Source organism: Haloferax sp. Atlit-109R (assembly GCF_003665865.1).
In the GTDB taxonomy this organism is placed as follows: Archaea; Halobacteriota; Halobacteria; order Halobacteriales; family Haloferacaceae; genus Haloferax; species Haloferax volcanii.
Genome location: NZ_QPLO01000001.1, coordinates 1,595,839 through 1,621,426, shown reverse-complemented (window position 1 = coordinate 1,621,426; position 25,588 = coordinate 1,595,839). Strand labels below are relative to the sequence as shown.

Sequence of the window (25,588 nt, the reverse complement as noted above, 5' to 3'; positions counted from 1 at the left end):
CCGGCTTTCGACGCTCGCCTCAGGCGACGCGCGCGTCGGTCTCGACCGAGACGCCGTCGAGGTAGTCGCCGTCGGGGCCGACCCACTCGCGCTCGCTCCCGCAGTCGGTGGTCAGCCGGCAGACGCGGGTCTCCGGCGGCCAGACGACGCGCACCTCGTCGCCGGAGCGCTCGACCGTCGCGGTCTGTCGGTACGTAACCGTCTCACCGAAGTCGCCGATATAGGTCACCACGAGGTCGACCTCGCTCGCGCCCGCCGGAACCGACAGCCGTTCTGGACCGGCGGCCAGCGGGCGGTTCGTCACGGCCACGCCCGCCGACGAGACCGACCACTCGACGGTCAGGTTCTCGGCCGTCGTCGCGTCGTAGCGGGCGTAGCCCTCGTCGGTCTCGACGCGGACCGACGCCGTGTTCGTCCCCTCGGGCGCGCCGAGCGTCGTCGTCGCGTCGACCCGCTCGGCGGCGAGCACGTCGAGTCGGGTCAGTTCGGGTTCGACGGGGTCAACAGCTCCGGTCCACGTCCCCCGATAGGTGAAGCGATACGGCGTCCGGTTCGTCGCGTCGAGGACCGCGAAGTCCCGTTCGGCCCCGCCGTCGATGGCGTACATCACCGGGCCGTCGAAGCCGGGGTCGTTGCGGAGCGCTTGGAAGGGATGGGCCGACCAGTCGCCGTACGGGTCGGGGTGGAAGACGAGCGCCTTCGTCTCGTTGCCCGGCGCGGCCGAGCCACCGCCGAGTCCGATTCCGCTGTCACCACCGCTGAGACCGCCGGCATCGACGCCCGGCACGGACGGGGTCAGCGGCGGCTGTTCGAAGCCGGCGTCGAGGAGCGGTTCGTAGGTCGCCGCGAGGTTCTCAGTTCGGAGCCGGTTTTCGTCGTAGGGGTCTTCGACCGCGCCGACCGTCACGCCGCCAGCGAACAGCGCCGACACGAGAAGCACCGAGAAGACGACGCCGCGGGCCTCCGACGCCGAAAAGCGACGGTGTGCCAGCCGACGGAGGAGGCGAGCGCCGGCAACGACGCCGGCCGCGCCGAACACCGCGAGCGGGACGAGCGCGTCGAAGTGGTAGAACGGGCCGAGAAGGTCGATGAGGCCGTTTCGGAGGCCGTTGTGTGTCCCCCAGAAGGCGGCGTTGCCGACGAACACCGAGACGAACACGCCCGCGACGACGCAGGCGAGGGCGTCGTCGGAGAGTTCGGTGAACGCGCGGTCGCGGCCGCCGAGGCCGTGGTGGCGGCGTCTCGCGCTCCCGCGGAGGTTCCGGCCGGTCTCGTGGCCCCACCAGCGGCGGGCGGTGACGCCGAGGCCGACCACCGCGGCGACGGTGCCGAGCCAGCCCATCGGCCCCCACTGCATCACGAGCAGGTCGAGCGCCTCGGCGGCGGTCTCGACGCCCATCGCGGGCGTGTAGACGACTTCGTAGCCGAGGATTGCCCGCTCTCCAAAGCCGATGCCGTCCCGCGGGGCGAAGGCGATGTAGGGGAACGTGAGCGGGTCGCCCGTCACGACGGCGTTGTACGCGAGCGTCAGGCCGACGAACGCGAGGCCGGGGAGCGCGATGGCGGCGTACCGACGGAAGACGACCCAGCCGGTCCCCGCGCGCCGGGCGGTCGCCAGCGCCCACAGCGAGTGGGCGATGAAGGGCAGCGCGAACAGCACGGCGGTGTAGGGGCGGGCGAAAAACGCCGCGCCGACGAGCGCGCCGGCGACGACCGCGTAGCCCGAGGAGTCGCGGCGGGCGGCCCGGACGTAACAGACGGCGAACCCGAGGTTGAGCATCGTCGTCGGCGCGTACGCGAGGAACGTCGACGACGTGAGGAGAAACAACGGCGAGAGGCCGAGCAGGCCCGCCGCGACGACGCCGGTCGTCCGGTCGAACGCGTCGGCCGCGAGCGCGTAGACCAGCGCGGCGGATATCGCGGCGATAGCGCCCAACACGAGGTTCGGAAGCCCGACCGCGAGGCCGACCGCGAACAGCGCCGGCACCGCCGGCGAGTACTTCGAGTAGAGCTGGACGCCGCCGGGGGCGCTCGGCGTCTCCTGTACCACGAAGAACCACGGCCTGACGGCCTCGGTCAGCCGGCCGGGATAGAGAAACAGCTTGCCTTCGAGGAGCATCGCGGCCTGCGTGAGGTAGACGCCCTCGTCGTCGTTGACGGTGTGGTACGGAAAGAGGTCGACCGCGAGCCACGTCACGACGAGCCCGACCAGAAGCGAGACACAGAGCGCTGCGAGTCGCCGCTGCGTCCGGGTTCGGTCGATGTCGATGGTACCGTCAAAATCGAATGCGAGTCCGCGGACTGCGGCTCGCACGCGTTCGCCAAGCGGGAGGGAGCCGCCCGTGTTCGAGTCTCGCCGGCCCATCCTCAGTCCGAGTAGAGGCCGCTCTCGGGGCGCTGTTCGCGCGGGAACCACGCGAGTTCGTGGCCGGCGTCGAGCGTCACCTCGACGCAGCCGTCGGTCGGGACGGTCTCGTCGTGGTTGTGCATACACAGCAGATTGTCGCCGCCGTGAAGTTCGACCTCGTAGAGGATTGTCGGCCCGAGGTAGCGCTTGCCGACGACTTTGCCGTGGCCGTCGCCGCCGCCGTCGCAGGGATGGGCCGACACGTCGTCGGGGCGGACGAGGATGTCGATGTCCGTGTCGTCGTACTCGGGCGCGAGGCCGTGAATCTGGTCGCGGTCGACCGTCCCCAGTTCGGTCTCGACCGCGTCGCCCGCGATGCGTCCCGGCAGGAACCCGGCGTAGCCGAGGAAGCCGGCGACGAACCGCGACTCGGGGTGTTGGAACACCTGTTCCGGTTCGCCCACCTGTTCGAGGTCGCCGTCGTTCATCACGGCCACGCGGTCGGAGATGGACATCGCCTCCTCCTGGTCGTGGGTGACGGAGACGGCCGTCACGCCGGCCTCCTTGAGGATGCGGCGGACCTCCTCGCGCATCTGGACGCGGAGGTCCACGTCGAGATTCGAGAACGGCTCGTCGAGGAGCAGAATAGCCGGCTCCGGCGCGAGCGAGCGGGCGAGGGCGACCCGCTGTTGCTGGCCGCCGGAGAGCTCGTCGGGGTAGCTGTCGCCTTGGGTCTCCAGCCCCACGAGGTCGAGGAGGTCGGCCACGCGCTCGTCGCGCTCGGACTCACTGAGGTCCTTCAGGCCGAACGCGATGTTCTCGGCCGCGGTGAGGTGCGGGAACAGCGCGAACTCCTGGAAGACGACGCCGACGCCGCGCTCTTCTGGCGCGCGGAAGGTGTCGCCGCCGGAGACGACGTTTCCGTTCAGCCGGACCTCGCCCCCGTCGGGGCGGTCGAGGCCGGCGATGAGCCGGAGCGTCGTCGTCTTCCCGCAGCCCGACGGCCCGAGCAGCGTGAGAATCTCGCCCTCCTCGACGCTGAGCGAGAGGTCGTCGATGACCGACTCGGTGCCGTAGGACTTCGAGACGCCGTCGAGTTCGAGGACGCCGCCGGCGTCCGCGTCGTCGGTCTCGGAGTCGGTGGCTTCCGCGCGGTTCGAGCGGTCGGTGGTCGAGAGTGTGCTATTTGACATCGTATCCCTCTTGGGTGATGATGACGAGCATCGAGAGCCCGGAGACGAAAAGCAGGATGAACGCGGGCACGACGGCCTGACCGAAGTAGCCCTGCTCGTAGGCCGTCCAGATGTGGGTCACGAGCGTGCTGAACCCCGAGGGGCGAAGCAGGAGCGTCGCGGGCAGTTCCTTCATCGTGGTCAGGAAGACGAGCGCCGCGCCGCCGAACAGGCCGGGCGCGACGAGCGGGAGCGTGACGTGACGGAACGCCCCCGACGGGGTCTCGCCGAGCGTCCGCGCCGCCTCCGGGAGCGCGGGGTCGACCCGGAGGAACGACGCCCGGAGCGACCCGATGGCCTGCGGGAGAAAGCGGATGACGTACGCGAACACGAGGAGGTAGAGCGTCTGGTAGATGGGCGTCGCGTACGAACTGCCGAAGAAGACGAGCGCCAGCCCGAGGACGACGCCCGGCACCGCGTAGCCGACGTAGGTCGCGCGCTCGAAGACGGAACTCAGCCGCGAGGGGTGCCGGGCGGCGAGGTACGCGACGGGGAGGCCGGCGAGCGTCGCCGCGCCGGCCGTCGCGGCCGCCACGAGGACCGAGTTGAGCGCGTACTCCGGCTGGAACGCGAGCGACCCGCTCGTCGCGGCGACGCCCTGCGCGAGCCACGTAAAGAGGATGCCGAGCGGGACGAGGAGCGCGACGGTGGCGACGAGCGCCGCGAAGCCGAGCGCCGGGTACTTCCAGCGGCCGAGCGGCATCGGGGCTCCCGAGCGCCCGCCGGTCGTCGTGCGCTCGTCGCCCCGAATCTTCGATTCGAGGGTCAGGATGAGGAGCGTCACGGCGACCAGTTGGAGCGACAGGAGCGTCGCGGTGTCGCGGCCGAACGTCCCGAACTCGACGTAGATGACGCGGGTGAAGGCGTCGAACCGCATGATGGCCGGCGTGCCGAAGTCCGAGAGGACGTACAGCGCCGCCAGGAGCGAGCCGGCGGCGACCGCCGGGCGAATCTGGGGGACGGTCACCCGTTTGAACGCCTCCCAGCGGCTGTGGTTCAGCGTCCGCGCGGCGTCGATGAGCGTGGTGTCCATCGACTTCAGCGCGGCCCGGGTGGTGATGAACACGTACGGGTACGTGTAGAGCGTCAGCACTAAAACGGCACCGGGTAGCCCGTAAATCTCCGGGAGCGACTCGATACCGAGGGGAGCTAACAGCCGCTGAAACGCGCCCTGCGGGCCGAACGCCGAGACGAACGCGAACGCGCCGATGTAGCTCGGAATGACGAGCGGGAGCGAGACGACGACGGTCCAAAAGCGTCTGAACGGCAGGTCGGTCCGGACGGTGAGATACGCCAGCGGGACGCCCAGACCGATACACGCGGCGGTGACGAGCGTGACGAGGACGGCGCTGTTCAGAAACACCTCGACGGTCGCCGGCCGGGTGACGAGCGCCACCGCCTCGGCGAACCCCACGTCGAGCGCGGTCCTGACGAGCCACAACAGCGGGACGACGACCGCGGCGGCGACGGCCCCGCTGGCGACGGTCAGGCCGAGCGGTTGCTCGTCGTCTCCCCCACCGGTCCCCGTCTGCTGTTCGGTCGCCATGAGTGAGCTACCTCAGAGAACGCCCACCTCACGCAAGAGTTCCACGGTTCCTTCGAGGTCCGAAAGCTGCGTCAGGTCGAGCCCCTCGGGCGGGCTGAGTTCGTCGATGCTCGGCAGTTCGCCGATGGGGTCGACGCCCGAGACCAGCGGGTACTCGAAGGTGGTCCGCGCGAAGTAGTCCTGCGCTTCGGCCGAAAGCAGGTGGCGGACGAAGTTGCTCGCCAACTCGGTGTCGTCGGCGGTGTCGAGGACGAGCGCGCCCGCGACGTTGAAAATCGAGCCGGCGTCGCCCGCGGTGAACGCGGTCGAAAGCGGCGCGTTCGGCCGCCCCGCGAGGATGCGCTGGATGTAGTAGTGGTTGGCGAAGCCCGCGTTGATTTCGCCGTCCGCGACGGCCTGCGAGACGAGGAACTCGTTGTTGTACTCCGTGACGCCGAGGTCCTGCATCCCTTGGAGCCACTCTCTCGTGGCGTCTTCGCCTTCGAGGACGCGCATCGCCGTGATGAACGCCTGGAACGAGGAGTACGTCGGTGCCCAGCCGATGTTGTCGCGGAACGCCTCCGTGTCCGGGAAGGCCATGATGTCGTCGGGGATGCCCGACTCGTCGAACTGGTCGGTGTTGAACGGGACGGTCCGGGCGCGACCGGAGGTCCCGGTCCACTGGCCGTCGGGGTCGTGGAACTCGTCGCGGACGAGGTCGAGCACCTCGCTCGGGAGGTCCTGCGTGCGACCGGCGTCCTTCAGCGCGCCGAGCGAGCCGGCGTTGACCGAGAAGAACACGTCCGCGGGGCTGTTCTGCCCCTCGGTCTGAATCTGGTTGACCAGTTCGGCCGCCGAGTTGTACCGCGGGCGGATGGTGAAGTCGTCGTAGTACTCCTCGAAGAAGGTGATAAGCTCACCGACGAGCGCCTGCCCGCGCCCGGAGTAGAGCGTGAGTTCGCCCGAGAGGTCCGGCATCTCCGTGACGGACACGCCGCCGGTGATGTCGCGGTCACCGAACGGCGAGCGCCCGGACCCAATCTGCCCGACCGACTCGTTCGTACTTGATTCGGTCGTCGTTTCCGTCTCCTCGTCGCTTCCGCCGGTACACCCGGCGAGTGCGCCGACCCCGAGGGCCGCCGTCGTCGCGATGAACCGCCGACGACTGTGGCCGCGAGGCTCTCGGTCGCGTTCGTGCATATGTGAATTTAGGTCTCCCTAAACCATTTATACCTACCGATTCGTCGGGCGAAGCGGCCGAATCGCGGGCCACGGGTCAGCTTTCTCCCGCGGCGGCGCGGGGTGGCGTTCGCCGTCGCTCACTCAGTCGTCGGCCGGCGCGGCGGCCCGCGGTGCGGCGAGCGCGTCGAGGCAGTCCAGCCAGTCGCGCATGTGCTCGCCGACGTAGTTGAAGAAGTCGCCGTTGCGGTAGTCGGACCAGTCGCCGTCGGCGAGGGCGTCGGCCATCGCCTCGAAGACGCCGGCGTAGCTGTCGGCGTCCCCGCCGACCGCGTCGACGACTTCCCAGAGGTGCTCGTTGAGTTCGAGACCCGGTACCTCGTTGTTGAGGTCGTCGAACGTCGGCCGCGCGGCCTTGTTGTGCTCGCACAGGGGGTAGCCCGTCACGATGTCTTTCCCGAGCACGTCGGCGGCGCGCTTGAGGAACACGCCCGACCAGATGTCGTCGAAGCGGCCGACCTCCCACTCGTTGTCGTCCATCGGGAGCTGGTAGAACGCCGGGATGACCTCGCGCTCGAACGCGAGGTTCATCGAGCAGACGGTGAGGTACTGCCCCGGTTCGGCGACGAAGTCGCCGTCGAAGTCGTCGAAGTCCGTCCGAGTCTGGGCCTGCCCTTCGAGGTCGCCGTCCATCAGGATGCGGACCGCGTCGAGGTCGGGGACGTTCGTCCACAGCCCCTGCGAGGCCACCACGTCGCGGAGTTCGCGCGTCCCGGTCTCGACCGTCTCGTCCATCGCGGAGTAGGGATACCCGCGGGGGTACAGCCCGTGTTCGTCGGCGTTCTGGTAGAGCACGTTCACCCAGCGCTCGTCGCTCGACACCGACTCCACCTCGTCGGTGCGGTCGAGGTTCGCCATGTGGCGACCGAAGAAGTCCCACTCGTCGTGCGGGAGCGTGTCGTCGTCGATGAAGACGCCGTAGTCGAACTCGGAGTGCGCCCACATGTACAGCAGGCCGAAGCTCGTCTGGGCGTGGCTCGCCGCCGGAACGAGATGCGAGTACTCCGAGATGTCGTGGTCGTCGTACCACTCCTCGCGGGCCGTCCCGTCGAAGACCGCGCCCGAAACCCCCTCGTCGTCCAGCATCGACGCCATCCCCTCGGTGTCGCAGAAGTCCTCGGTCACGAGGAGGACGAACAGCCGGTCGAGGTCGAAACCGTGTGCCCGCGCGTTGTCGAAGTACGCCCGCATGCACTCGTACTCCCGGATAGTCGGGACGATAACACAGATATCCGCGTTCATTGCTCCTATGGATTTAGGCAACCCAAAAATAGCTGTTGGTTCGAAATAGCGGCCCTGAAATGCCGATGTAGTGATAATTACTCCGTCGGGCCGACGAGGGCGGGCGATTCACGCCCGACCGCCCGCTTTAGGCTCGCGTCCCCGTCAGCGACTCCAACAGCAGGACCGCCTCGGCTTTCGCCAGCGGGTCGTTCGCGTTCCCGCACTGCGGCGACTGCACGCAGGAGGGACAGCCGTCCTCGCAGTCGCAGTCCGAAATCAACTCGGCCGTCTGGCGCATCAGCCCCTCGACGATGTCGTAGCCGGCGCGCGTGATGCCGACCCCGCCGGGGTGGCCGTCGTAGATGAAGATGGTCGACTGGTCGGTGTGGGCGTGGTACGGCGTCGAGAGCCCGCCGATGTCGCCGCGGTCACAGAGCAGTCGGAGCGGAAACAGCGAAATCATCCCGTGTTCGGCGGCGTGGATGCCGCCGTTGAAGCCGTAGTCGCGGCCCTCCGCGCGGTCGCTCGATAGCTCGCGCATCTCCGATTCCACGTCGCCGGGCACGGTGAAATACAGCGCCTTCGTCCGCAGGCTCGTCTCCGGGAGGTCGAGTAGCTGCTGGCCGATGGTCGTCCCCCGCTTCGGGTCGCGGCGCTCGAACCCCGTTATCTGCTTTCGCATCGTCACCTCCGCGAACCGGACCTCCACGTCGGACCGCGCCGACAGCGGTTTCGACAGGATGTCCCGCTCGACCGTGATGTGTTTGTCGTGGAGGACGCGGGTGTAGTAGTCCGCCCACGTCGGCCGGAGCCGGGCCACGTCGCGGTCCAAATCCAACTCCGCGACCTCGTACGTCTGGCCCTGATGGTGGTAGACTGCGCCGGGGTGGGCGTCCCGGAGCGCGTCGTCGAACGCCAGCGTAGCGATGGTCTCGTCGTTCCGCGAGTCCATCAGTTGCACCTCGCGGTCGGTGATGGTCCGGAGGCTCATCGCGTGCTGCGGGCTCTCGCCCCCGTCGTGGGTCCACCGGAGGCCGTCGTCCGTCTCCCGGCGCGCCAGCGTCCCGTCGGCTTCGAGGTCGGAGACGATACCGGGGAACGGCGCGCCGAACTTCGATTCGTCTTCCGTCGAGAGCCAGTTTTCCGCGGCCGCGCAGGCGACGTGCGAGGGGAGGAGATGGTCGTTTTCCGGGTCGGAGACGGCGCGTTCGGGGTCGCCGTCGAAGAACTCGGCGGGGTGGTTCATGAGGTACTGGTCGAGTTGGTCCTCGCCGCCGACGAGGACGACCAGTGCGGGCCTGTCGCCGCGACCCGCCCGGCCGGCCTGTTGCCACGCGGACATCCGCGTGCCGGGGTAGCCGTCGATGAGCACCACGTCGAGGCCGCCCACGTCGACGCCGAGTTCGAGCGCGTTGGTGCTCCAGACGCCCGCGATGTCGCCGTCGTGGAGGCCGGCCTCTATCTCCCGTCGTCGGTCGTGGGTCAGCGAGGCCTGATACGCCGCCACCTCGCCCGCGAGGTCGTGTTCGCCGCGACTCCGGAGGTCGCTCGCGCTCTCGGAGGCGTACCGCTCGGCGGCCTGTCGGGCGCGGGTGAACGCCAGCGTCTGGTGGCCGCGCGCGACGAGGTCGACGAAGAGGTTCTTCGTCTCGACGTGGCCCGAGCGCCGCCGCCCCGACCCGCCGGCGTCGGGGTTCTCGTACTCCGGGGGGTTCCAGAGGAGCCAGTTGGTCTCGCCGGTCCCGCTCGTGTCCTCGTCCACGAGCGTAAAGGAGTCCTCCCGCTCGCCCGTGATGCGCGCGGCGTGTTCGACGGGGTTGCCGATGGTGGCCGAACAGCAGACGAACTGCGGGTCGGCCCCGAACCGCTCGCAGACGCGCTTGAGTCGGCGGATGAGCAGGGCGACGTGGCTCCCGAACACCCCGCGATAGCCGTGGACTTCGTCGATGACGACCGTCTCCAGCGAGGAGAAGAACCACTCCCACAGCCGGTGGGCGTGCGGGAGCAGCGCGTAGTGAACCATGTCGGGGTTCGAAAGCAGCACCGTCGGCATCCGCTTTCTCACCTCGCGTTTCTCCGATTTCGACAGCCGGCCGGTGTACTGGTCGACCGAGACGCGACTGCCGAAGCCGAGGCCGCGCGCGAGGTCCGACAGCGTGTCGAGTTGGTCGGCGACGAGCGCGTTCTGCGGGCCGAGATAGAGCGTCCGCCCGCCGTGGTCCATCGCCCGCTCGAACGCCGGCACGGTGTACGCGAGGCTCTTGCCGCTCGCGGTCCGCGTCGCCAACACGACGTTGTCCCCGTCGCGGACCGCCTCGACCGCCTCGGCCTGATGCCGGTAGAGCCGGTCGATGCCGCGGTCTTCGAGCGCCGACGCCAACCGCGGTTCGAGGTCCACGCCGGCGAACGCCGGCGCGCGCGCCTCGAACCGGCGGCGGGACCGAATCTGCCCCTCGTAGTACGGTCTGGTCCGAAGCCACTCGATGAGGTCGTCCACACGTCTACTGCGGACGTGGTCGCCCTAACGCTGTCGCAGGCCGTAACTGATAGCACACGGCACGCCCGCCGCGCCGTTTTTGTTCTTCGCGTCCCGACGGAAGATATGAACGAGTCCGCGGCCGCCGTGCTCATCTACGACGGCGAGTGCGCCTACTGTTCCGTCGCCGCGTCGGCGCTGAAGCGCCTCGACGACGTGGAAGCTATCTCGTGGTACGACGACGCGGCGCAGGCGTTTCTCGACGCCCAGTTCGCGGACGTGCCGTTCGCCATGGTCCTCGTCGACCGCCGGGAGGACCGCGTGTACGCCGGCCGCGCCGCCGCCAAAGAACTCACCGACCGGGCCGGGATGCCCGGCCTTCTCGGCAGTCTCGTCCGCGACAACTACGACAGAATCGCCAAGGTCGTCGGCGTCGCCAGCGGCCGCGGCCGCGACCCCGACGACGTCCACAGCGTCTACGACCTCGAACCCGACGCAGCCGCCCTGTTTGCGCCCCTCCTCGACAACGCCGAGCCACGACCCGCCGAACTTTCGTAGCCGGGGCGACGCACTCCGACCGATGACTGAACCGAACCACTCCACCGACGACGCGCCGACGATACACTCCCTCGACCCCGCTGCCCTCGGCACCGACGACGACCCGCTGGCGCTCGGCTCTCGGTCGCCCGTCGGAACCTACGCGCTCGTTTTCGACGCGCCCGAGGCGACCGTCGAGGTCGGCGCGCTGGGCGAACACCGCTTTCCGGCCGGTGCGTACGTCTACGTCGGGAGCGCGTTCGGAACCGGCGGCTTACGCCGCGTCCGCCGCCACCGGCGCGTCGCGGCCGGCGACCACGACGCCCGCCACTGGCACGTCGACTACCTCGGCGGCCATCCGGCCGTCGACCTCGCGCGCGTCGTCTGCCTCACCGACCGCGACGTGGAGTGTGCGGTCGCGACCGAACTCGCGTCGTCGCTCGGTTCGGCCCCAATCGACGGCTTCGGCTCGTCGGACTGTTCGTGCGACGCGCACCTCGCGCGCGGCGACTCGGTCGAGACGGTGACGCCGCTCGTCGAAGCAGCGTTTCGAAGCAAAATGTGAAGGGGAATGTCTTCCCCTTCTGACGTCCGAACCGGACCGGGCACCCCGGTTCGAACGATAAGCCGGTTGTCAGAGGCACCCCGGCGTACCTCCATACTCCGGCTACACGCTTTACTTCACCCATCGCATCACTCACTCAGTCAGTGATTCCGAGTATAAAAACGATTCGTTTGTTTATATGCTGATGGCGGGTTCTCCTGTGACTTAAGTAGTGACACGTTCATGCAGTTCGACATGGTTCGGTCCGAGGTCGCCGGGGTGTTCGACGTGCTCGCGTCGCGGGCCGACGTGCTCGAGGCCGTCGTTCGGCAGTCTCGAACGACCGCGGAACTCGCGAGCGACCTCCCGGTGTCGCGGTCGACCGTCGACCGCGGCCTCCGCGAGCTAGAGCGCGCGGGCTTCGTCGAGACGCGCGACGCCGTCCACTACTCGACGCTCGCCGGCCGCATGGCGCTCGAAACGTACTCGCAGTTCGTCGAGTGCTTGGACGACATCGACGCCGCCGCCGCGGTGCTCGACGCGCTCGATTCGGACGCGCCGCTCGCGCCGGTGTTCCTCGACGGCTGTGAGGTCGTCCCCGTCACCGACGGCGGCCCCGGGCCCGCGCTCTCGAAGCTCACGTCCTTCGTCGAGGAGGCGGAGTCGGTCCGCGGGTGCGTCCGGGGAGCGTTCCCCTCGCAGGTCGACGCCTACTATCGGGCCGTCGTCGACGACGGCACGCCGGTCGACATCGTCGCCACCGACGACGTGGTCCAACGCCTCGTCACCGCCTACCGACCGCAACTCGCCGAGGCGTGGTCGGTTGACTCTTTTTCGCTTCGGTCGACCGCGGCGCTTCCGTACGGCCTCGTCGTTTCGGACCTCCCGGATGGCCCCGTCGCGTTCCTGGTCGCGTACTCCGAGCGAGGTCTCGCGGGCGTCATCTACAACGACTCGCGGCCGGCGGTGTCGTGGGCCAGCCGGCGCATCGAAGACTGGCGGTCGGACGCCTCGCCGCTCCCCCGGCCGCCGGGCGACGAACCCTGACGACCCGCCGCCGGCAGCCGATGTTCCCGAGACCCCAACGACTTACGGGGGCGGCCGCGAAGGGGTCCCAATGACGGCAACGTTTCCTGGAATCCCCTATCTGGAGTGGATTGTCGACCGGGTGGACGAGGCCACCCACGACCTCGCGACGAGCGACCTCGGCTCCTCCCGGCGCGGTGACGACCTCGTCCCGCCGGTTCTCGCCGGTCGCTCAGACCCCGAAGACGCGACGCTCAGCGGTCAGCTCGCTGCGCGCTACGGCGTCTCCGAGTCGTCGGTCCTCGTCACCGCGGGCGCGACGAACGCGAACTTCCTCGCCGCCTGCGCGCTTCTCGAACTTGCGTCCGGCGACGACGAAGACGGCGACGACGACTCCGACGCCTCGCGCCCGCAGGTGCTCGTGGAAAAGCCCGGCTACCAGCCGCTCGTGGCCACGTCGGAGGCGCTCGGCGCGCGCGTCGACCGTTTCGTCCGGCCGCCGGAGTACGACTACGAACTCGAACCGCACCGCCTCGACGGGGCGTCGACCGACGACTTCGCCTACGCCATCGTCACTAACCGCCACAACCCGTCGGGGAAACTCACGCCGCGCGCCGAACTCGCCGAAGTCGCGTCGGCCGCGGCCGACGCCGGCGGTTACCTCCTCGTCGACGAGGTGTACGCGCCCTTCGTCGACCCCGCCGCCGACGGTCCCTTCGGCGGCACCACGGCGTCCGGCCTCGACAACACCGTCGTCACCGGGTCGCTGACGAAGTTCTACGGTCTCGGCGGCCTCCGCGTCGGCTGGATTATCGGCCCCGAGGAGGTCGTCGAGCGCGCCCGCTCGGCGTCGATGTACCTGCCCGCGGTCGCCGAGCCGAGCACCAAACTCGCCCGGCGCGCGCTCCACCACGGCGACGAGATAGAGGCCGCCGCCCGCGAACACCTCTCGGCCAACCACGACCTGCTGGCGACGTTCGTCGCTGACCGCGACGAACTCGACGGGCGCATCCACGCCGGCGGGACGTTCGCCTTCCTCGACCACGCCACTGCCGACGGCGACGCGGTCGTCGACGCCGCGTGGGACCGCGGCGTCCTCGTCGTTCCCGGCCGATTTTTCGACGCGCCGGAGTCGTTCCGCATCTCGCTGGGCGGCGACCCCGAGGCGATGGAAACCGGCCTCGAAGCCTTCGGTGACGCGCTCGACGACCTCGACGAGTAACGCGGCGTTTCTTACTGTTCGGTCTTCTCGATGAGCGGGTGTTGGAGGTAGTCGTTGACCTCCACGTCAGCGAGCGACCGGAGGCCCCCGACGCGAGCCATCCGGCGCAGGCCCAACTCGTCGACGTCCTCCGGCGAGACCGTGAGCACGTGCGCGAGCATCCGGTCGATATCGAGTCGCCTCGCGGCCATCGCCCGGTGGTGACCGTCGACGAGCAGCGTCTCGGAGCCGTGAGAGACGACGATGAGCGGCTCCGCGAGCCCGTTTTGGAGTTCGTACTTCCGGCCTTCGAGCTCGTCGCCGTACACCTCCCGCTGGGTCGGAATCAGCGAGCCGACCTCGACTTCCCGCTCGCCGACGCCGATGGACGTGTCGTGGGTCCGTTCGAGCATCTCGCGGGTGCTCTGGACCTTCGAGGGCGTCGTCCGCTCGATTTGGCTCCGCACCGCGTCGCCGTTCGAAAACAGGCCGAGCAGCACTCGGTCGTCGTCGACGACGGGCAGGAACTGGTGGCCGGTGCGGAAGATGACGCGCGCGGCGTTCTTCACCGTCATCTCCGGGCGGACGACCACGAGGTCGCGGCTCATCACCGACTCGACACGCACGTCGCCGTGGACTTCCAAGAGGTCTATCGCGCCGACGAACCCGAGGAGGTGGTCTTCGTCGTCGACGACCGGGAGCCCGCCGTACTGCGGTCCCGCTTTGAGTCGGTCGACCACGTCCGTGACCCACGCGTCGGGCCCGACCGTCTCCACGCCGGTCGTCATGTACGCGTCGACGCGCACGTCGTCGAGTTCCATCGGTGTCATGGCTGGTTCCCTCGCATCTCGGTCGTTCCGCGGTTGGCCGCCGAGCGTCCTAAACGTATCTGCGGCGAAAAACGAGGGAAGACTGCGACCCGCGTCGCGTCCGAGTCGGGCCCGCAGTGCCGCGCCGTCGGAGCGTCGCCTACGCGTCGCCTACGCGTCGATGGCGCGCGCGAGCACCTCGACGGGGTGCGGCGGGTCGTCGGTCGCGCCGTCCATGTCTTCGAGTTGCGTCCGACACGACGCGCCGGGGGCGACGACCACGTCGCCGGGGCTCTCGGCCACTTGGCCTTCGAGGATGTCCCCGATGGCCTTCGACATGGAGTAGTGTTCGGCCTCGTAGCCGAACGACCCGGACATCCCGCAGCACGTCGAGTCCAGCGGGTCCACCTCGAAGCCGGCGCGGCGGAGGACGCCCACCGCGTGGTGGTCCTTCTTCGTGGACTTCTGGTGGCAGTGGCCGTGGTACGTCAGGGAGTCGTCCTGCGGGCGGAACGACAGCGACTCGTCCAGCCGGAACGCGTCGACGTACTCCATGACGCCGTAGGCGTTGGCCGAAACGGCCTCCACGTCGTCGCCGGAGAGCAGGTCGAGGTAGTCCGACTGGAACATCACCGCGTCGGAGGGCTCACAGAGGACGATGTCCCAGCCCTCTTCGACGGACGGTGCGAGCGCCTCGACGTTCTGCTCGGCGTCGGCGCGGGCCTTGTCGAGAAAGCCCTTCGAGTGCGGCGGCCGGCCGGAGCCGGCGACGCCGTCCGGAATCCGGACGTGGACGTTCGCGGCCTCCAGCGCCTTCACGGCGGCCTTGCCGACCTCGGGGTGGTTGTAGTTCGTGTAGGTGTCGGGGAACAACAGCGCCTTGCGGTCGGCCTCGGCCTTCGGGACGCCGGCTCCTCCGCGGCTCTCGAACCAGTCGACGAAGCTCGTCGAGTGGAACGTCGGGAGCGAGCGCTCCTTGGCGATACCGACGGTCTTCTCCATGACCGTCCGCGCGCCCGGAACTTTCGTCGCCGCGTTGGCGAGCGGGGCGAACGCCGACCCGAGTTTGGAAAGCGAGTCGATGTTGGCGAACAGTTTGTCGCGGAGGCTGGAGCCGTTGCGCTGGTGGTACTCGTGGACGACCTCGGCTTTCATCTTCGCCATGTCGACCTCGCTCGGGCAGTCCTTCGAACAGCCCTTACAGCCGACACAGAGGTCGAGCACCTCGTCGACGAACTCGTCGGTGAACATCTCGTCTTCCGGGAGCCCGCCGCTCATGGCCTGCCGGAGCATGTTGGCGCGGCCGCGAGTCGCCTGAATCTCCTCTTCGGCGGCGCGGAACGTCGGGCACATGACCCCGCCGACCGTGGACTGCTGGCCGCGACAGCCGGCACAGCCGTGGCAGAGTTCGACCATGCCCTCGAACCCGTTGTCGTTGTCCCAGTTCAGCGCCGGTTCGAAGCCGGCGTCGAACTCGTAGTCGGGCGAAAACCGGAGGTTCTCGGTCATGTCGTAGTCGCCGCAGATGTTCCCCGGATTCAGGAGCCAGTCGGGGTCGAACGCGGTCTTGAGGTCGCGGAAGACGTTCCAGAGGTGGTCGCCGTACAGCTTGCGGTTCCACTGGGTCCGCGCGCGGCCGTCGCCGTGTTCGCCCGAGACGGAGCCGCCGTACTTGACGACCAAGTCCGTCACCTCGTCGGCGATGGCCTCGAACGTCTCGACGCCCTCGGCGGTCTTCGTGTTGACCAGCGGGCGGATGTGCAGGACGCCCGGCCCCGCGTGGGCGTAGTACGACGCGAAGGTGTCGTGTTCGTCGAGGATGTCTTGGAAGTCAGAGACGTACGCCGGAAGGTTCTCGGCGGGGATGGCGGTGTCCTCGATGTACGCGATGTGCTTCTCGTCGGTCGTCCGCGAGAGGAGAATCGGCAGCCCCGACTTGCGCATCTTCCAGAACTTCGCGCGGGTGTCGGCGTCGTGGGCCTCCATGAAGTCGGTCGCGCGGCGTTCCGTTTCGGTCACCGAGGCCGAGCCCTCGTCGGGGTCGAACTCGGTTCCCTTGGGGTCGATGACGCGGTCTTCGATGAGGTTCGCCACCTTCTGTTTGCCGTCCTCGTCGGAGTCGGCGTAGAACTCCACGAGGAGCGTCGAGTCCGTCCCCTCGGGGAGCATCCCGACCACGTCCGCGAACTCGGCGGTGTCCCGAGCGAGGTCGAGCAGCACGTCGTCCATCACCTCGACGGCCGCGGGTTCGTGTTCGAGGATGGGCGCGACGTCGTGCATCGCGTCGATGACGTCGTCGTAGGTGAGAAGCGCCACCGACGCGGTGTTCGGAATCTCCTCCAGCGAGACGGTCGCCTTCGTCACGATGCCGAGGGTGCCCTCGCTCCCGGCGATGAGCCGACCGAGGTTGACGCGGCCGGCCTCCCAGTCCTCGTCGATGCCGGTATCGTCCGGCGTGCGGCGCTCGCCGCGCATCTCGTCGACGAGCATGTCGAGGTTGTAGCCCGAGACGTTGCGCTTCAGGTCGGGGAAGCGCTCGGAAATCTCGTCGGCCTCCTCGTCGAGTATCCGCGCGACTTCGGCGTAAACGCGCGCTTCGAGGTCGCCGTCGGGGTCGCCGGACTCGCGGAGTTCGTCGACGCTCACTTCTCCGAACGTCGTCACCGTGCCGTCCGCGAGGACGAGTTCCAACTCCTCGATGTAGTAGTCGGTCTTGCCGTACTTCAGCGAGTGCGAGCCGGTGGAGTTGTTGCCGATTGCGCCGCCGAGCGCGGAGCGGTCGCCCCACGCCGGGTCTGGCGCGAACTTCAGGCCGTGGGGGGCGAGTTCCTCGTTGAGTTCGCCGAGGCGGACGCCCGCTTCGGCCGTGGCCGTCCGCGCTTCGGGGTCGATTTCCTCGACGCCGCCCATGTGGCGAACGAGGTCGAGGACGACGGCCTCGTTGACGGTCTGGCCGGCGAGGCTCGTGCCGCCGCCGCGGGGGAGGACGGGAATCTCGCGGTCGGCGCAGTACTCCATCACCGCCGCCACGTCGGCCGTCGAGGTCGGCATGACGACGCCGATGGGGACTTGCTCGTAGGCCGACGCGTCGGTCGCGTACAGCGTTCTCGTGTAGGTGTCGAAGCGCACGTCGCCCTCGACGAGGGATTCGAGGTCTTCGACCAGCCCCGGCCGCTCGACGTCGTCGCTGACGTAGTCATAATCGCCAGCGAGCGCGGGGTCGGTGGCCGGTTCGTGCGTGTTGGATGCCATTGATTAGCTCTGTCGTATGTCGGTTTGCGTGAACGGATAAAGACACCCGGTGACGGGCGTCGCTCCGGGTCGCGCGCGGGTGGTTTGCGAGTCGATTCGCGGCCCGAATCGAGTCGAGTCGGGCCGAGGCAAGTCGGCCCGAGTCACGTCTGGTCGGTTCGGACCGAGGTAGCTCAGCCGAACCGAGTCAGGTCGGGCCGGGTCGAAAGCGCCGACCGGTCAGAACACGCCCGGGAACAGCACGTAGCTGAACAGGAGCGTGAGGACGCCGGTCGCGGTCCCGTAGTACAGAAGCGGGATGAGTTCGAGGCGGATGACGCGGCCCTCCTCGCCGACGAGGCCGACGACCGCGAGCGCGGCGACGACGTTGTGGACGGCGATGAGGTTGCCGATGGCCCCGCCGACCGCCTGCGCGCCCAGCATGACGGTCTTCGGCGTGCCGATTTGGTCGGCGACGCCGTACTGGAAGGTGCCGAACAGGATGTCGGAGACGGTGTTCGACCCCGCGAGGAACGCGCCGAACGCGCCCACGAAGGCGGCGAAGAACGGGTAGACGCCGCCCGCGATGCCGGCCATGCCCTCCGAGAGGACGATGAGCATGCTGTCGGTGCCCGTGGCGTTCCCCGACTGGAGCATGATTTGGACGGTCGCGACCGCGAACAACAGCGCGACAACCGCCGGAGTGACTTTCTCGACGGTCTCCGCCCACGTCGCTTTGACCTGTCTCGCGTCCATGTCGTGGAGGCCGATGGTGACGGCGTGGACCACGAGGAACACCGCGCCGGGCAGGTAGAGCAGTTGGAAGTCGCCGGCCAACTCCGTACCCCAGATGTCCGCGTACTCGAAGACGAGATTCGACGTGAGGAAGCTCGTCAGCGGGTCGAACACGCGGGTGACGACGAGGAGCGCCGCGACGAGGACGTACGGCGTCCACGCCTTCCACAGCGACATCTGCTGGACGGCTCCGCCGTCGGCGGCGACCGCGCCGCCGCGCTGGCTCGTCTCGCCGGGTTGGATGTCACCGACCCAGTGGTCTGGCCACTCGGTCTGCGGCGCGAAGTCCCACTCCTCGTCGGGGTGGAAGAAGCCGGCTTTGAGCGCGGAGACGGTGAGGAGCAGTCCGACCATCGCGCCGACGAGGCCGGGGAACACCGGGCCGAGGAAGTAGGCCGTCAGGAAGTACGGCACCGAGAAGGACGCCCACGCGAACAGCGTGAGGGGCAGCACTTCGAGCGCCGGCTTGATGGAGCGCTCCTCGCCGAAGAAGCGCGTCATCATGGCGACGCCGATGAAGGGGAGCACGACGCCGACGACGACGTGGTTCATCGCCGCGAAGACGGCGATTTCGGAGACCCACTGTTCGACGCCCATGCCCTGCGCGTCGAGCGCGTTCGTGATGACCGGCACGTCGTCGAAGATGTCTATCATCCCGATGATGAGCGGCGTGCCGACCGCGCCGAAGGTGATGGCCATGAGGTTCCCCGTCAGCGCGACCACGACGGCCGCGAGCGGCGGGAAGCCGAGGCCCACGAGGAGCGGGCCGACGATTGCCGCGGGCGTGCCGAAGCCGGCGGCCGCCTCGATGAACGAGCCCATGAGGAACACGAGCAGGACGACCTGTACGCGGCGGTCCTCGCTGATGGAGGCGAAGCCGTTGTTGATGGCGTCGAACGCGCCCGTCTGCTTGAGCGTGTACAGGAGCAGAATCGCGCCGAAGACGATGTACAGGATGTTCGAGGCGGTGATGAAGCCGTTGATGGTCGAGGCGATAATCCACTGCGGCGTCATGCCCCAGCCGAGGACGCCGGCTCCGATTGCGACGACCCACGCGACGGGCATCGCCCGCGTCGCGGGCCAGTACCGCCCGACCATCAGATAGGCGATGGTGATGAGCGGGAGCAGTGCGATGAGCGCGTTCGTCGCGCTAACCATGCCGCACACCTCCGCAGTTCGTTCCAGCCTGTGCCGTTCCAGATTCGTGCCTGATGCGGTGCATCGTGGCATCCGCTACACAACTTTTGTGATATATATCTATCGTTCGTCGCTATTCATGGCATATCGGTTGGGGCCGCCTTACTCGGAGTACACAACCCAGTACACTCGTGGATATTCGGACAAATACGCGGTTAAACGCCGAATCCGTGTTCTACATGGTCTATCCTGTCGGTTCGCGTTCGGAGTCGATTTTGGGAAACCGATTCTCGAAATAGCCACTACATACGCCTTTCATGGCTACAACACACGAATGAACTGGTAATTCACTCGTGTGTAAAGGCTTATGCAGCCGTGTGAAAAGGAATTCTCATGGGCGATGAGTCTCGCGCGCGCTCTCGGAACGAGCACGGACAGTACGTGGGACGCATCTCGCTGGACGCCGTCTTGGAGGTGTTCGAGGCGCGCGACGACGCCGCTCGCCCCCTGACCGCCACCGACGTGATGGAGGCGCTCGACTGCTCGCGGCGTACCGCGCACAACAAACTGAACGAACTCGAAGCACGCGGCGACCTCGCGACCCGGAAAGTCGGCGCTCGGAGCCGGGTGTTCTGGATTCCGATGCCCGCCCGCGGGGAGCCGACTGCGGGGCGGGCCGCCGACTCGACTGACTCGGCTTCGACCGCCGAAACCGCGGCCACGGACGAGGTGGAGGCCGACGGTTCTGACGACCTCGACCACCCGCCCGCCGTCTCGTCGGCCATCGAGCGCGCCGACCTGCCGGGGAGCGGCCCGATGCTCGACGCTCGCCGCGAGGCGCTGTCGGCGGCGTACCAGTACCTCACCGACCACCCGGAGGCGAAGAAGGCGGATTTCCTGCGGGACGTGTACCACGACTACCCCGCCGGCTTCGAGTCCGCCGAGGGCTGGTGGAACGCGATTCAGCCGGCGCTCAAGCAACTGCCCGGCGTCGACCCGCCGGAAGAGCGCGGCCACATCTGGCACTTCCTCGGCGGGTAGTCCGGTTTTCGAACGCGACAGCCACCCTACGAATTTATACACCATCGGGCCACAATTCCGGCAAACGCATCGATGTCAAGCGATTCGCCGTCCGATAGTGTCGTTCCGGGGGGTCTCGTCTCGTGAGCGACGGTCGCCCCGGTTCCGACGCCGACGGGTCCGCGCGGTCGGACGCGCTCGACGACTCGGACGACTCGGACGAGTCTAACACGCACCCCTCGGCGTCCGCGCCCTCGACGGAGCCGAGCGTCGCCGGCGGCGACGACGTCTACGCCTCCGAAGTCGAGGGAAAACAGTACCGCGGGACGTGGTATCTCCCGCTTCGCTACGAGGAGTTGGAGGAGTCCGACGACTCGGACGACTACCCCGAATCGGGCGAAGGCGGGTCGTTCCGCCTCGCTGACCTCCCGCGCGTCCCGCGGGTCGGCCACGTCGTCGGCCCCTCGGCCATCATGCTCGGGGCGTCGCTCGGGAGCGGCGAGACGCTCTTTTGGCCGGTGTTGACCGCGCAGTACGGTTGGGCGGTGTTCTGGGCGTTCGTCGTCGGCGTCTTCACGCAGTTCCTCATCAACACGGAGCTTCAGCGCTGGACGCTCGCCACCGGCGAGAGCATCTTCCGCGCGTTCGCACGCGTGGGGTCGTACTGGCCGTGGGCGTTCCTCGTCGGCGGGCTCATCAGCCTCGGCTGGCCCGGGTGGGCCGCCGGCGCGGCGCAGGTCGCCACGACGGCGCTCGGACTCGACGGGACGGTGGCGCTGTTCGGCGCGTCGCTCGCGACGTGGAAACTCGTCGCCGCCGCCCTCATGGGCGTCATCTGGCTCTCGTACCAGGTGTCGTCGGTCATGTACAACGCCGTCGAGGTGTTCCAAATCGGCCTCCTGTTCGTCGCCATCGGCGCGGCCCTGCTCCTCGTCGCCGTTACCGGCTCGTGGGTCGAGTTCGCTGACCTCCCCGCGGCCGCGGGGTCGGTCGGAACGCTCCCCGAGGGGCTGGACATCGCGGTCTTCCTCGGCGGCCTCGCCTTCGCCGGCGCGGGCGGCTACCTCAACCTCTCCCAGAGCCTCTGGATGCGGGAGAAGGGCTACGGCATGGGCAACTATCAGGGGCGCGTGAAGAACCCGCTCCGCGGCGACGACCCCGAACCCATCGAGCGCGACGGCTTCGCGTTCCGCCCGACGCTAACGAACCTCCGCCGCTGGCGCGGCTGGTGGCGCGTCGTTCAACTCGAACACCTGCTCACGTTCGCGTTCGGCCTGCTCCTCGTCGCCCCCGCGCTGATGAGCGTCGCCATGCGCTACGCCTCGGGGTCGACCGCCAACGCCATCCAGATGTGGCTCGGCGACGTCGTCCCGCTTTTAGGCCCGGTCGGCTCGTTTCTCGTCTTCGCCGTCCTCTTCGTCGCGCTGTTTACCACCGAGTACGCCATCGTCGAGTCGTTCGTCCGCAACAGCGCCGACGCCCTCTACGAGTCCTACGGCCGCGAGGCCGGCTGGGACCTCCCGAAACTGTTCTGGCGGCTCCTCACCGCTTTCTGCGTCTGGGGCGTCGTCATCATCCTCCTGTTTAGCTCGCCGTTCGAGGGCCAAGAGCCGTTTTTCTTCCTCGTCGTCGGGGCCGCGATGTCCGGTGTGATGATGTGGCCCTACACCGCGCTCGTCCTCGTGATGAACACGACGCGGCTCCCCGAACACGTCCAGCCCGGCTGGGCGCGCGTCGTCGGCATGTGGTGGGCGACGGGCTTCTACGGCTACTTCAGCGTCCTCCTCATCGGGACGTGGCTCAACGGCCTCGGGGTCGCGACGTTCCGAACGGTCCCGACGGTCATCGGGAGCGGGACCGGCGGCTACCTCCTCTGGGCGGGCTACTTCGCCGTGCAGGCCTACGCGGTGGCGAAGTCCGCCGCCGGAAAGCGCGAGGCGGCCGGCACGGTCGCCGACGCGGACGAGGCGGTCGGCCGGTTCTCCTGACTCCTATCCTTCATAATTAACCGACAGCGTGGTGCTCGAACCCGAAGAACGATTATGTAGAACGCGCTAGCTCAACGTATGTCAACCGGCACGGTTGCGACGTTCGAGGACTCGCTCGAACGACTCGAAGTAGGCTGGACACACGCGTCGCCCGACGGGCTGGCGGACGTACTCGAAGAACGCTGTCCGGAGCCGGCCGTCGGCGTGGAACTCCCGTACGACGGCGTCGACCTCCCCGACTGGGTGAACACCGACCCGACCCCCGCGGACCTCCGGGAGGCGAACGCGGGCGTCACGGCGGCCGGTCTGGGCATCGCGGACTACGGGAGCGTCGTCGTGCAGGGCACGCCCGACGGCATCGAACCCGTGAGCCTGTTCGGCGACCTCCACATCGCCGTTCTCCGGCGGTCGGACATCGTCCCCGGAATGCCCGAGGCGTTCGACTGGCTGGGCGAGGAGTTCCGCACGGGCCACTCCTCGGCCATCATCGCCACCGGTCCCAGCGCCACCGCCGACATGGGCGCGCTGGTGAAAGGAGCGCACGGCCCGAAGGACGTCCACGTGGTGATTCTCGATGAGTAAGGCGCGCGAGGCCAAGGCGGCGAAGATTCGACAGCTGATGGAGACCGAGGGCGACGCCGTCGGCACGAGCACCCGCGGGTTCAACGAGGGCCGCTACGAGTCGGTCCGGTCGCTCGACGACTACGAGGGGCTGAAGTCCGAAGCGCGGGCTATCAAGGAAGATGCCATCGAACGCCTCCCCGAACTCATCGACCAACTGCGCGAGACGGTCGAATCCAACGGCGGCACGCTCTACATCGCCGACGACGCGGCCGACGCGAATCGGTACGTCCGCGAGGTCTGCGAGGACAAGGAGGCCGAACGCGTCGTCAAGTCGAAGTCGATGACATCCGAGGAAATCGAGGTCAACGAGGACCTCGAAGCCGCCGACATCGACGTGGTCGAGACCGACCTCGGCGAGTGGGTCTTGCAGGTCGCAGACGAGTCGCCGTCGCACATCGTCGCGCCCGCCATCCACAAGTCGCGGGAGGCCATCGCCGACCTGTTCAACGAGACGTTCGAGCCCGACGAGCCCCTCGAAACCGCGGAGGAACTCACCATGTTCGCCCGCGAACAGCTCGGCGACCTCATCGAGGGCGCGGACGTGGGGATGACCGGCGCGAACTTCATCACCGCCGACACCGGCACGATGGCGCTCGTCACCTCCGAGGGCAACGCCCGGAAGACGGCCGTCGTCCCCGACACGCACGTCGCGGTCGCCGGCGTCGAGAAGGTCATCCCGACCGTCGAGGACCTCCGGCCCTTCGTCGAACTCATCGGCAAGTCGGGGACGGGTCAGGACATCACCTCCTACATCTCGCTTCTGACGCCGCCGGTCGAGTCGCCAACCGTCGATTTCGACGCCCCCGACACGCCGCTTTCGGAGACCGAGACGGACCGCGACTTCCACCTCGTCCTCATCGACAACGGGCGGTTCGACATGCGCGAGGACGACCAACTCCGCGAGACGCTCTACTGCATCCGGTGTTCGGCGTGTTCCAACGTCTGCGCCAACTTCCAGCACGTCGGCGGTCACGCCTTCGGCGGCGAGACCTACTCCGGCGGCATCGGCACCGGCTGGGAGGCCGGCGTCGAGGGCCTCGACAGCGCCGCCGAGTTCAACGACCTCTGTACCGGTTGTAGCCGGTGCACCACCGCCTGTCCGGTCGAAATCGATATCCCGTGGATTAACACGGTCGTCCGCGACCGGGTCAACCGCGGCGAGGTGTCCGAACTCGACTGGCTCGTCGAGGGGCTCACCCCCGACGAGGAGCCCGGCGGCGTCAGCCTCCAGAAGCGCTTCTTCGGCAACTTCGAGACGGCCGCGAAGGTCGGGAGCTTCTTCGCCCCGGTCTCCAACTGGGCCGCCGGCCTCGGCGTCTCTCGGGACCTCATGGAGCGGTTCCTCGGTATCGACGCCCGCCGCGAACTCCCCGAATTCCAGCGCGAGACGCTGAAAGACTGGTTCGAGAGCCGCACCTCGCGTGTCGACGACCCGGTCCGCACCGCCGTGCTCTACCCCGACGTGTACACGAATCACGTGCAGGTCGAACGCGGGAAGGCCGCCGTCCGCGCCCTCGAAGCCCTCGGCGTCGACGTCGTCGTCCCCGACGTTCGCTCGTCGGGCCGCGCGCCGCTCTCGCAGGGCATGATTGCGACCGCGGAGGACCACGCTCACGACGTGTACGCCGGCCTCGCGGAGCACATCGACGACGGCCGCGACATCGTCGTCATCGAGCCCTCTGACCTGGCGATGTTCCAAAGCGAGTACGAGAAGTTCCTCCCCGAGAAGTCCTTCGAGCGCATCTCCGAGGCCAGCTACGAGGTCATGGAGTACGTCTTCGGCCTGCTGGACAACGGCGCTGACGCCGACGCGCTGTCGGCGGGCGCGGGCGAGGAAATCGCCTACCACAGCCACTGCCAGCAGCGCACCCTCGGCCTCGAAGGCCACACCGAGGCCGTCCTCTCGGACCTCGGCTACGACGTCGCCACCTCCGACGTGGAGTGCTGCGGCATGGCCGGCTCGTTCGGCTACAAATCCGAGTACTACGAACTCAGCGTCGATGTCGGCTCCGAGCTACGGGGACAGTTCCAGACCGACGAGAACAGAGACCGCACCGTGGTCGCCAGCGGCACCTCCTGTCTCGAACAGCTCGATTCGCTCCTCAGCCGGCCGACGCAACACCCGATTCAACTGGTCGCGCCGCGGCGGTAACGCGCCCCGTCTCGACCCCGGTCTCGGCCGTCGGCCGCGACGCCCTTTTCCCCGTCTTCTCAACCGACCAACACGTCTTCGTCCGGTGATTTCTCGCCGGCGTCGGACGCCCGTCTGCCGCGCGTCTGCGCCCCGACTCGCGGGCTACGAACAATTAAGACCCGGCATCCCATGTTGGCGGATATGGACGGGACGCCCGAAGAGATTACGACGCTCGTAGGCCGAGAGGTCTACTCGAACAACGGTGTGTTCGTCGGCGAGGTCGAAGACGTCCGCCTCGACTTGGACCACGAGACGGTCACCGGCCTCGCGCTGACGGCGCTGAACGACGAACTGTTCCGTAACCAGATCGAACCCGGGAAGGGCGTTCTCATCCCGTATCGGTGGGTCCGCGCCGTCGGCGACGTCATCCTCATCAACGACGTCATCGAACGCCTGAAGAACCCAGAAGAAGACGAAGAGTCGCTGGTCGCTTGACGTT

The 25,588-nt window shown here is 68.2% G+C and carries 18 protein-coding genes; 9 read left to right on the top strand and 9 right to left on the bottom strand.

All coding sequences use genetic code 11. The features are described 5' to 3' along the window. Positions 1 to 19: 19 nt before the first annotated feature. The 6 genes from DVK03_RS08460 to DVK03_RS08435 form a co-directional block, all read right to left on the bottom strand. A complete protein-coding gene (locus tag DVK03_RS08460; RefSeq protein ID WP_115802695.1) occupies positions 20 to 2,365 on the bottom strand; it encodes a glycosyltransferase family 39 protein in 2,346 nt (781 codons plus the stop codon). A 2-nt stretch (positions 2,366 to 2,367) separates the two neighbouring features. Further along, on the bottom strand, positions 2,368 to 3,540 hold the full coding sequence (locus tag DVK03_RS08455; RefSeq protein WP_006600211.1) for an ABC transporter ATP-binding protein: 1,173 nt from the start codon (positions 3,538 to 3,540) through the stop codon (positions 2,368 to 2,370). Next, positions 3,530 to 5,125, bottom strand: coding sequence for an iron ABC transporter permease (locus tag DVK03_RS08450; protein WP_004063129.1), 1,596 nt, complete (start codon positions 5,123 to 5,125; stop codon positions 3,530 to 3,532). Before DVK03_RS08450 ends, DVK03_RS08455 begins: the two co-directional genes overlap by 11 nt. 12 nt (positions 5,126 to 5,137) lie before the next feature. Continuing rightward, positions 5,138 to 6,304, bottom strand: coding sequence for an iron ABC transporter substrate-binding protein (locus DVK03_RS08445; protein ID WP_004063130.1), 1,167 nt, complete (start codon positions 6,302 to 6,304; stop codon positions 5,138 to 5,140). 123 nt (positions 6,305 to 6,427) lie between these two features. Then, complete coding sequence (locus DVK03_RS08440; protein ID WP_004063131.1) at positions 6,428 to 7,585, bottom strand: hypothetical protein; 1,158 nt, start codon at positions 7,583 to 7,585, stop codon at positions 6,428 to 6,430. 127 nt (positions 7,586 to 7,712) lie between these two features. Further along, entirely contained in the window at positions 7,713 to 10,064 is a 2,352-nt protein-coding gene (locus DVK03_RS08435) for a DEAD/DEAH box helicase (RefSeq protein ID WP_115802694.1), read from the bottom strand. Positions 10,065 to 10,169: 105 nt separating this feature from the next. Here DVK03_RS08435 and DVK03_RS08430 point away from each other — a divergent pair, with 105 nt between their 5' ends. The 4 genes from DVK03_RS08430 (at position 10,170) to DVK03_RS08415 (ending at position 13,372) form a co-directional block, all read left to right on the top strand. Continuing rightward, positions 10,170 to 10,601, top strand: coding sequence for a DCC1-like thiol-disulfide oxidoreductase family protein (locus tag DVK03_RS08430; RefSeq protein ID WP_115802693.1), 432 nt, complete (start codon positions 10,170 to 10,172; stop codon positions 10,599 to 10,601). A gap of 22 nt (positions 10,602 to 10,623) precedes the next feature. After that, positions 10,624 to 11,145: a DUF123 domain-containing protein gene (locus tag DVK03_RS08425; RefSeq protein ID WP_006600216.1), complete on the top strand. Its 522-nt coding sequence runs from the start codon at positions 10,624 to 10,626 to the stop codon at positions 11,143 to 11,145. A 222-nt stretch (positions 11,146 to 11,367) separates the two neighbouring features. Continuing rightward, on the top strand, positions 11,368 to 12,171 hold the full coding sequence (locus DVK03_RS08420) for a winged helix-turn-helix domain-containing protein (RefSeq protein WP_115802692.1): 804 nt from the start codon (positions 11,368 to 11,370) through the stop codon (positions 12,169 to 12,171). 70 nt (positions 12,172 to 12,241) lie between these two features. Beyond that, a complete protein-coding gene (locus tag DVK03_RS08415; protein ID WP_115802691.1) occupies positions 12,242 to 13,372 on the top strand; it encodes a pyridoxal phosphate-dependent aminotransferase in 1,131 nt (376 codons plus the stop codon). A gap of 11 nt (positions 13,373 to 13,383) precedes the next feature. Here the strand turns inward: DVK03_RS08415 and DVK03_RS08410 are convergent, their stop codons facing one another. From DVK03_RS08410 to DVK03_RS08400, 3 genes are all read right to left on the bottom strand, one after another. Continuing rightward, positions 13,384 to 14,172, bottom strand: coding sequence for a CBS domain-containing protein (locus DVK03_RS08410; protein WP_004041587.1), 789 nt, complete (start codon positions 14,170 to 14,172; stop codon positions 13,384 to 13,386). A gap of 159 nt (positions 14,173 to 14,331) precedes the next feature. Next, positions 14,332 to 17,412, bottom strand: coding sequence for an FAD-binding and (Fe-S)-binding domain-containing protein (locus DVK03_RS08405; RefSeq protein WP_115802690.1), 3,081 nt, complete (start codon positions 17,410 to 17,412; stop codon positions 14,332 to 14,334). Positions 17,413 to 17,631: 219 nt separating this feature from the next. Continuing rightward, the gene (locus DVK03_RS08400; RefSeq protein ID WP_115802689.1) at positions 17,632 to 19,344 is read right to left on the bottom strand and encodes an L-lactate permease; all 1,713 of its coding nucleotides are present in this window, start codon (positions 19,342 to 19,344) and stop codon (positions 17,632 to 17,634) included. Positions 19,345 to 19,716: 372 nt separating this feature from the next. On the opposite strand from DVK03_RS08400, the gene DVK03_RS08395 reads away from it, so the two are divergent. From DVK03_RS08395 to DVK03_RS08375, 5 genes are all read left to right on the top strand, one after another. Continuing rightward, the gene (locus tag DVK03_RS08395) at positions 19,717 to 20,364 is read left to right on the top strand and encodes a helix-turn-helix domain-containing protein (RefSeq protein ID WP_115802688.1); all 648 of its coding nucleotides are present in this window, start codon (positions 19,717 to 19,719) and stop codon (positions 20,362 to 20,364) included. A 122-nt stretch (positions 20,365 to 20,486) separates the two neighbouring features. Further along, positions 20,487 to 22,331, top strand: coding sequence for an Nramp family divalent metal transporter (locus DVK03_RS08390; protein WP_115802687.1), 1,845 nt, complete (start codon positions 20,487 to 20,489; stop codon positions 22,329 to 22,331). Positions 22,332 to 22,409: 78 nt separating this feature from the next. After that, positions 22,410 to 22,913, top strand: coding sequence for an LUD domain-containing protein (locus DVK03_RS08385; protein WP_115802686.1), 504 nt, complete (start codon positions 22,410 to 22,412; stop codon positions 22,911 to 22,913). Further along, entirely contained in the window at positions 22,906 to 25,107 is a 2,202-nt protein-coding gene (locus DVK03_RS08380; protein WP_115802685.1) for an LUD domain-containing protein, read from the top strand. Before DVK03_RS08385 ends, DVK03_RS08380 begins: the two co-directional genes overlap by 8 nt. A 183-nt stretch (positions 25,108 to 25,290) precedes the next feature. After that, positions 25,291 to 25,584 carry a PRC-barrel domain-containing protein gene (locus DVK03_RS08375; RefSeq protein ID WP_004041580.1) on the top strand — a complete coding sequence of 98 codons (294 nt, stop codon included), beginning with the start codon at positions 25,291 to 25,293 and terminating at the stop codon, positions 25,582 to 25,584. The last annotated feature ends 4 nt before the right edge of the window (positions 25,585 to 25,588 follow it).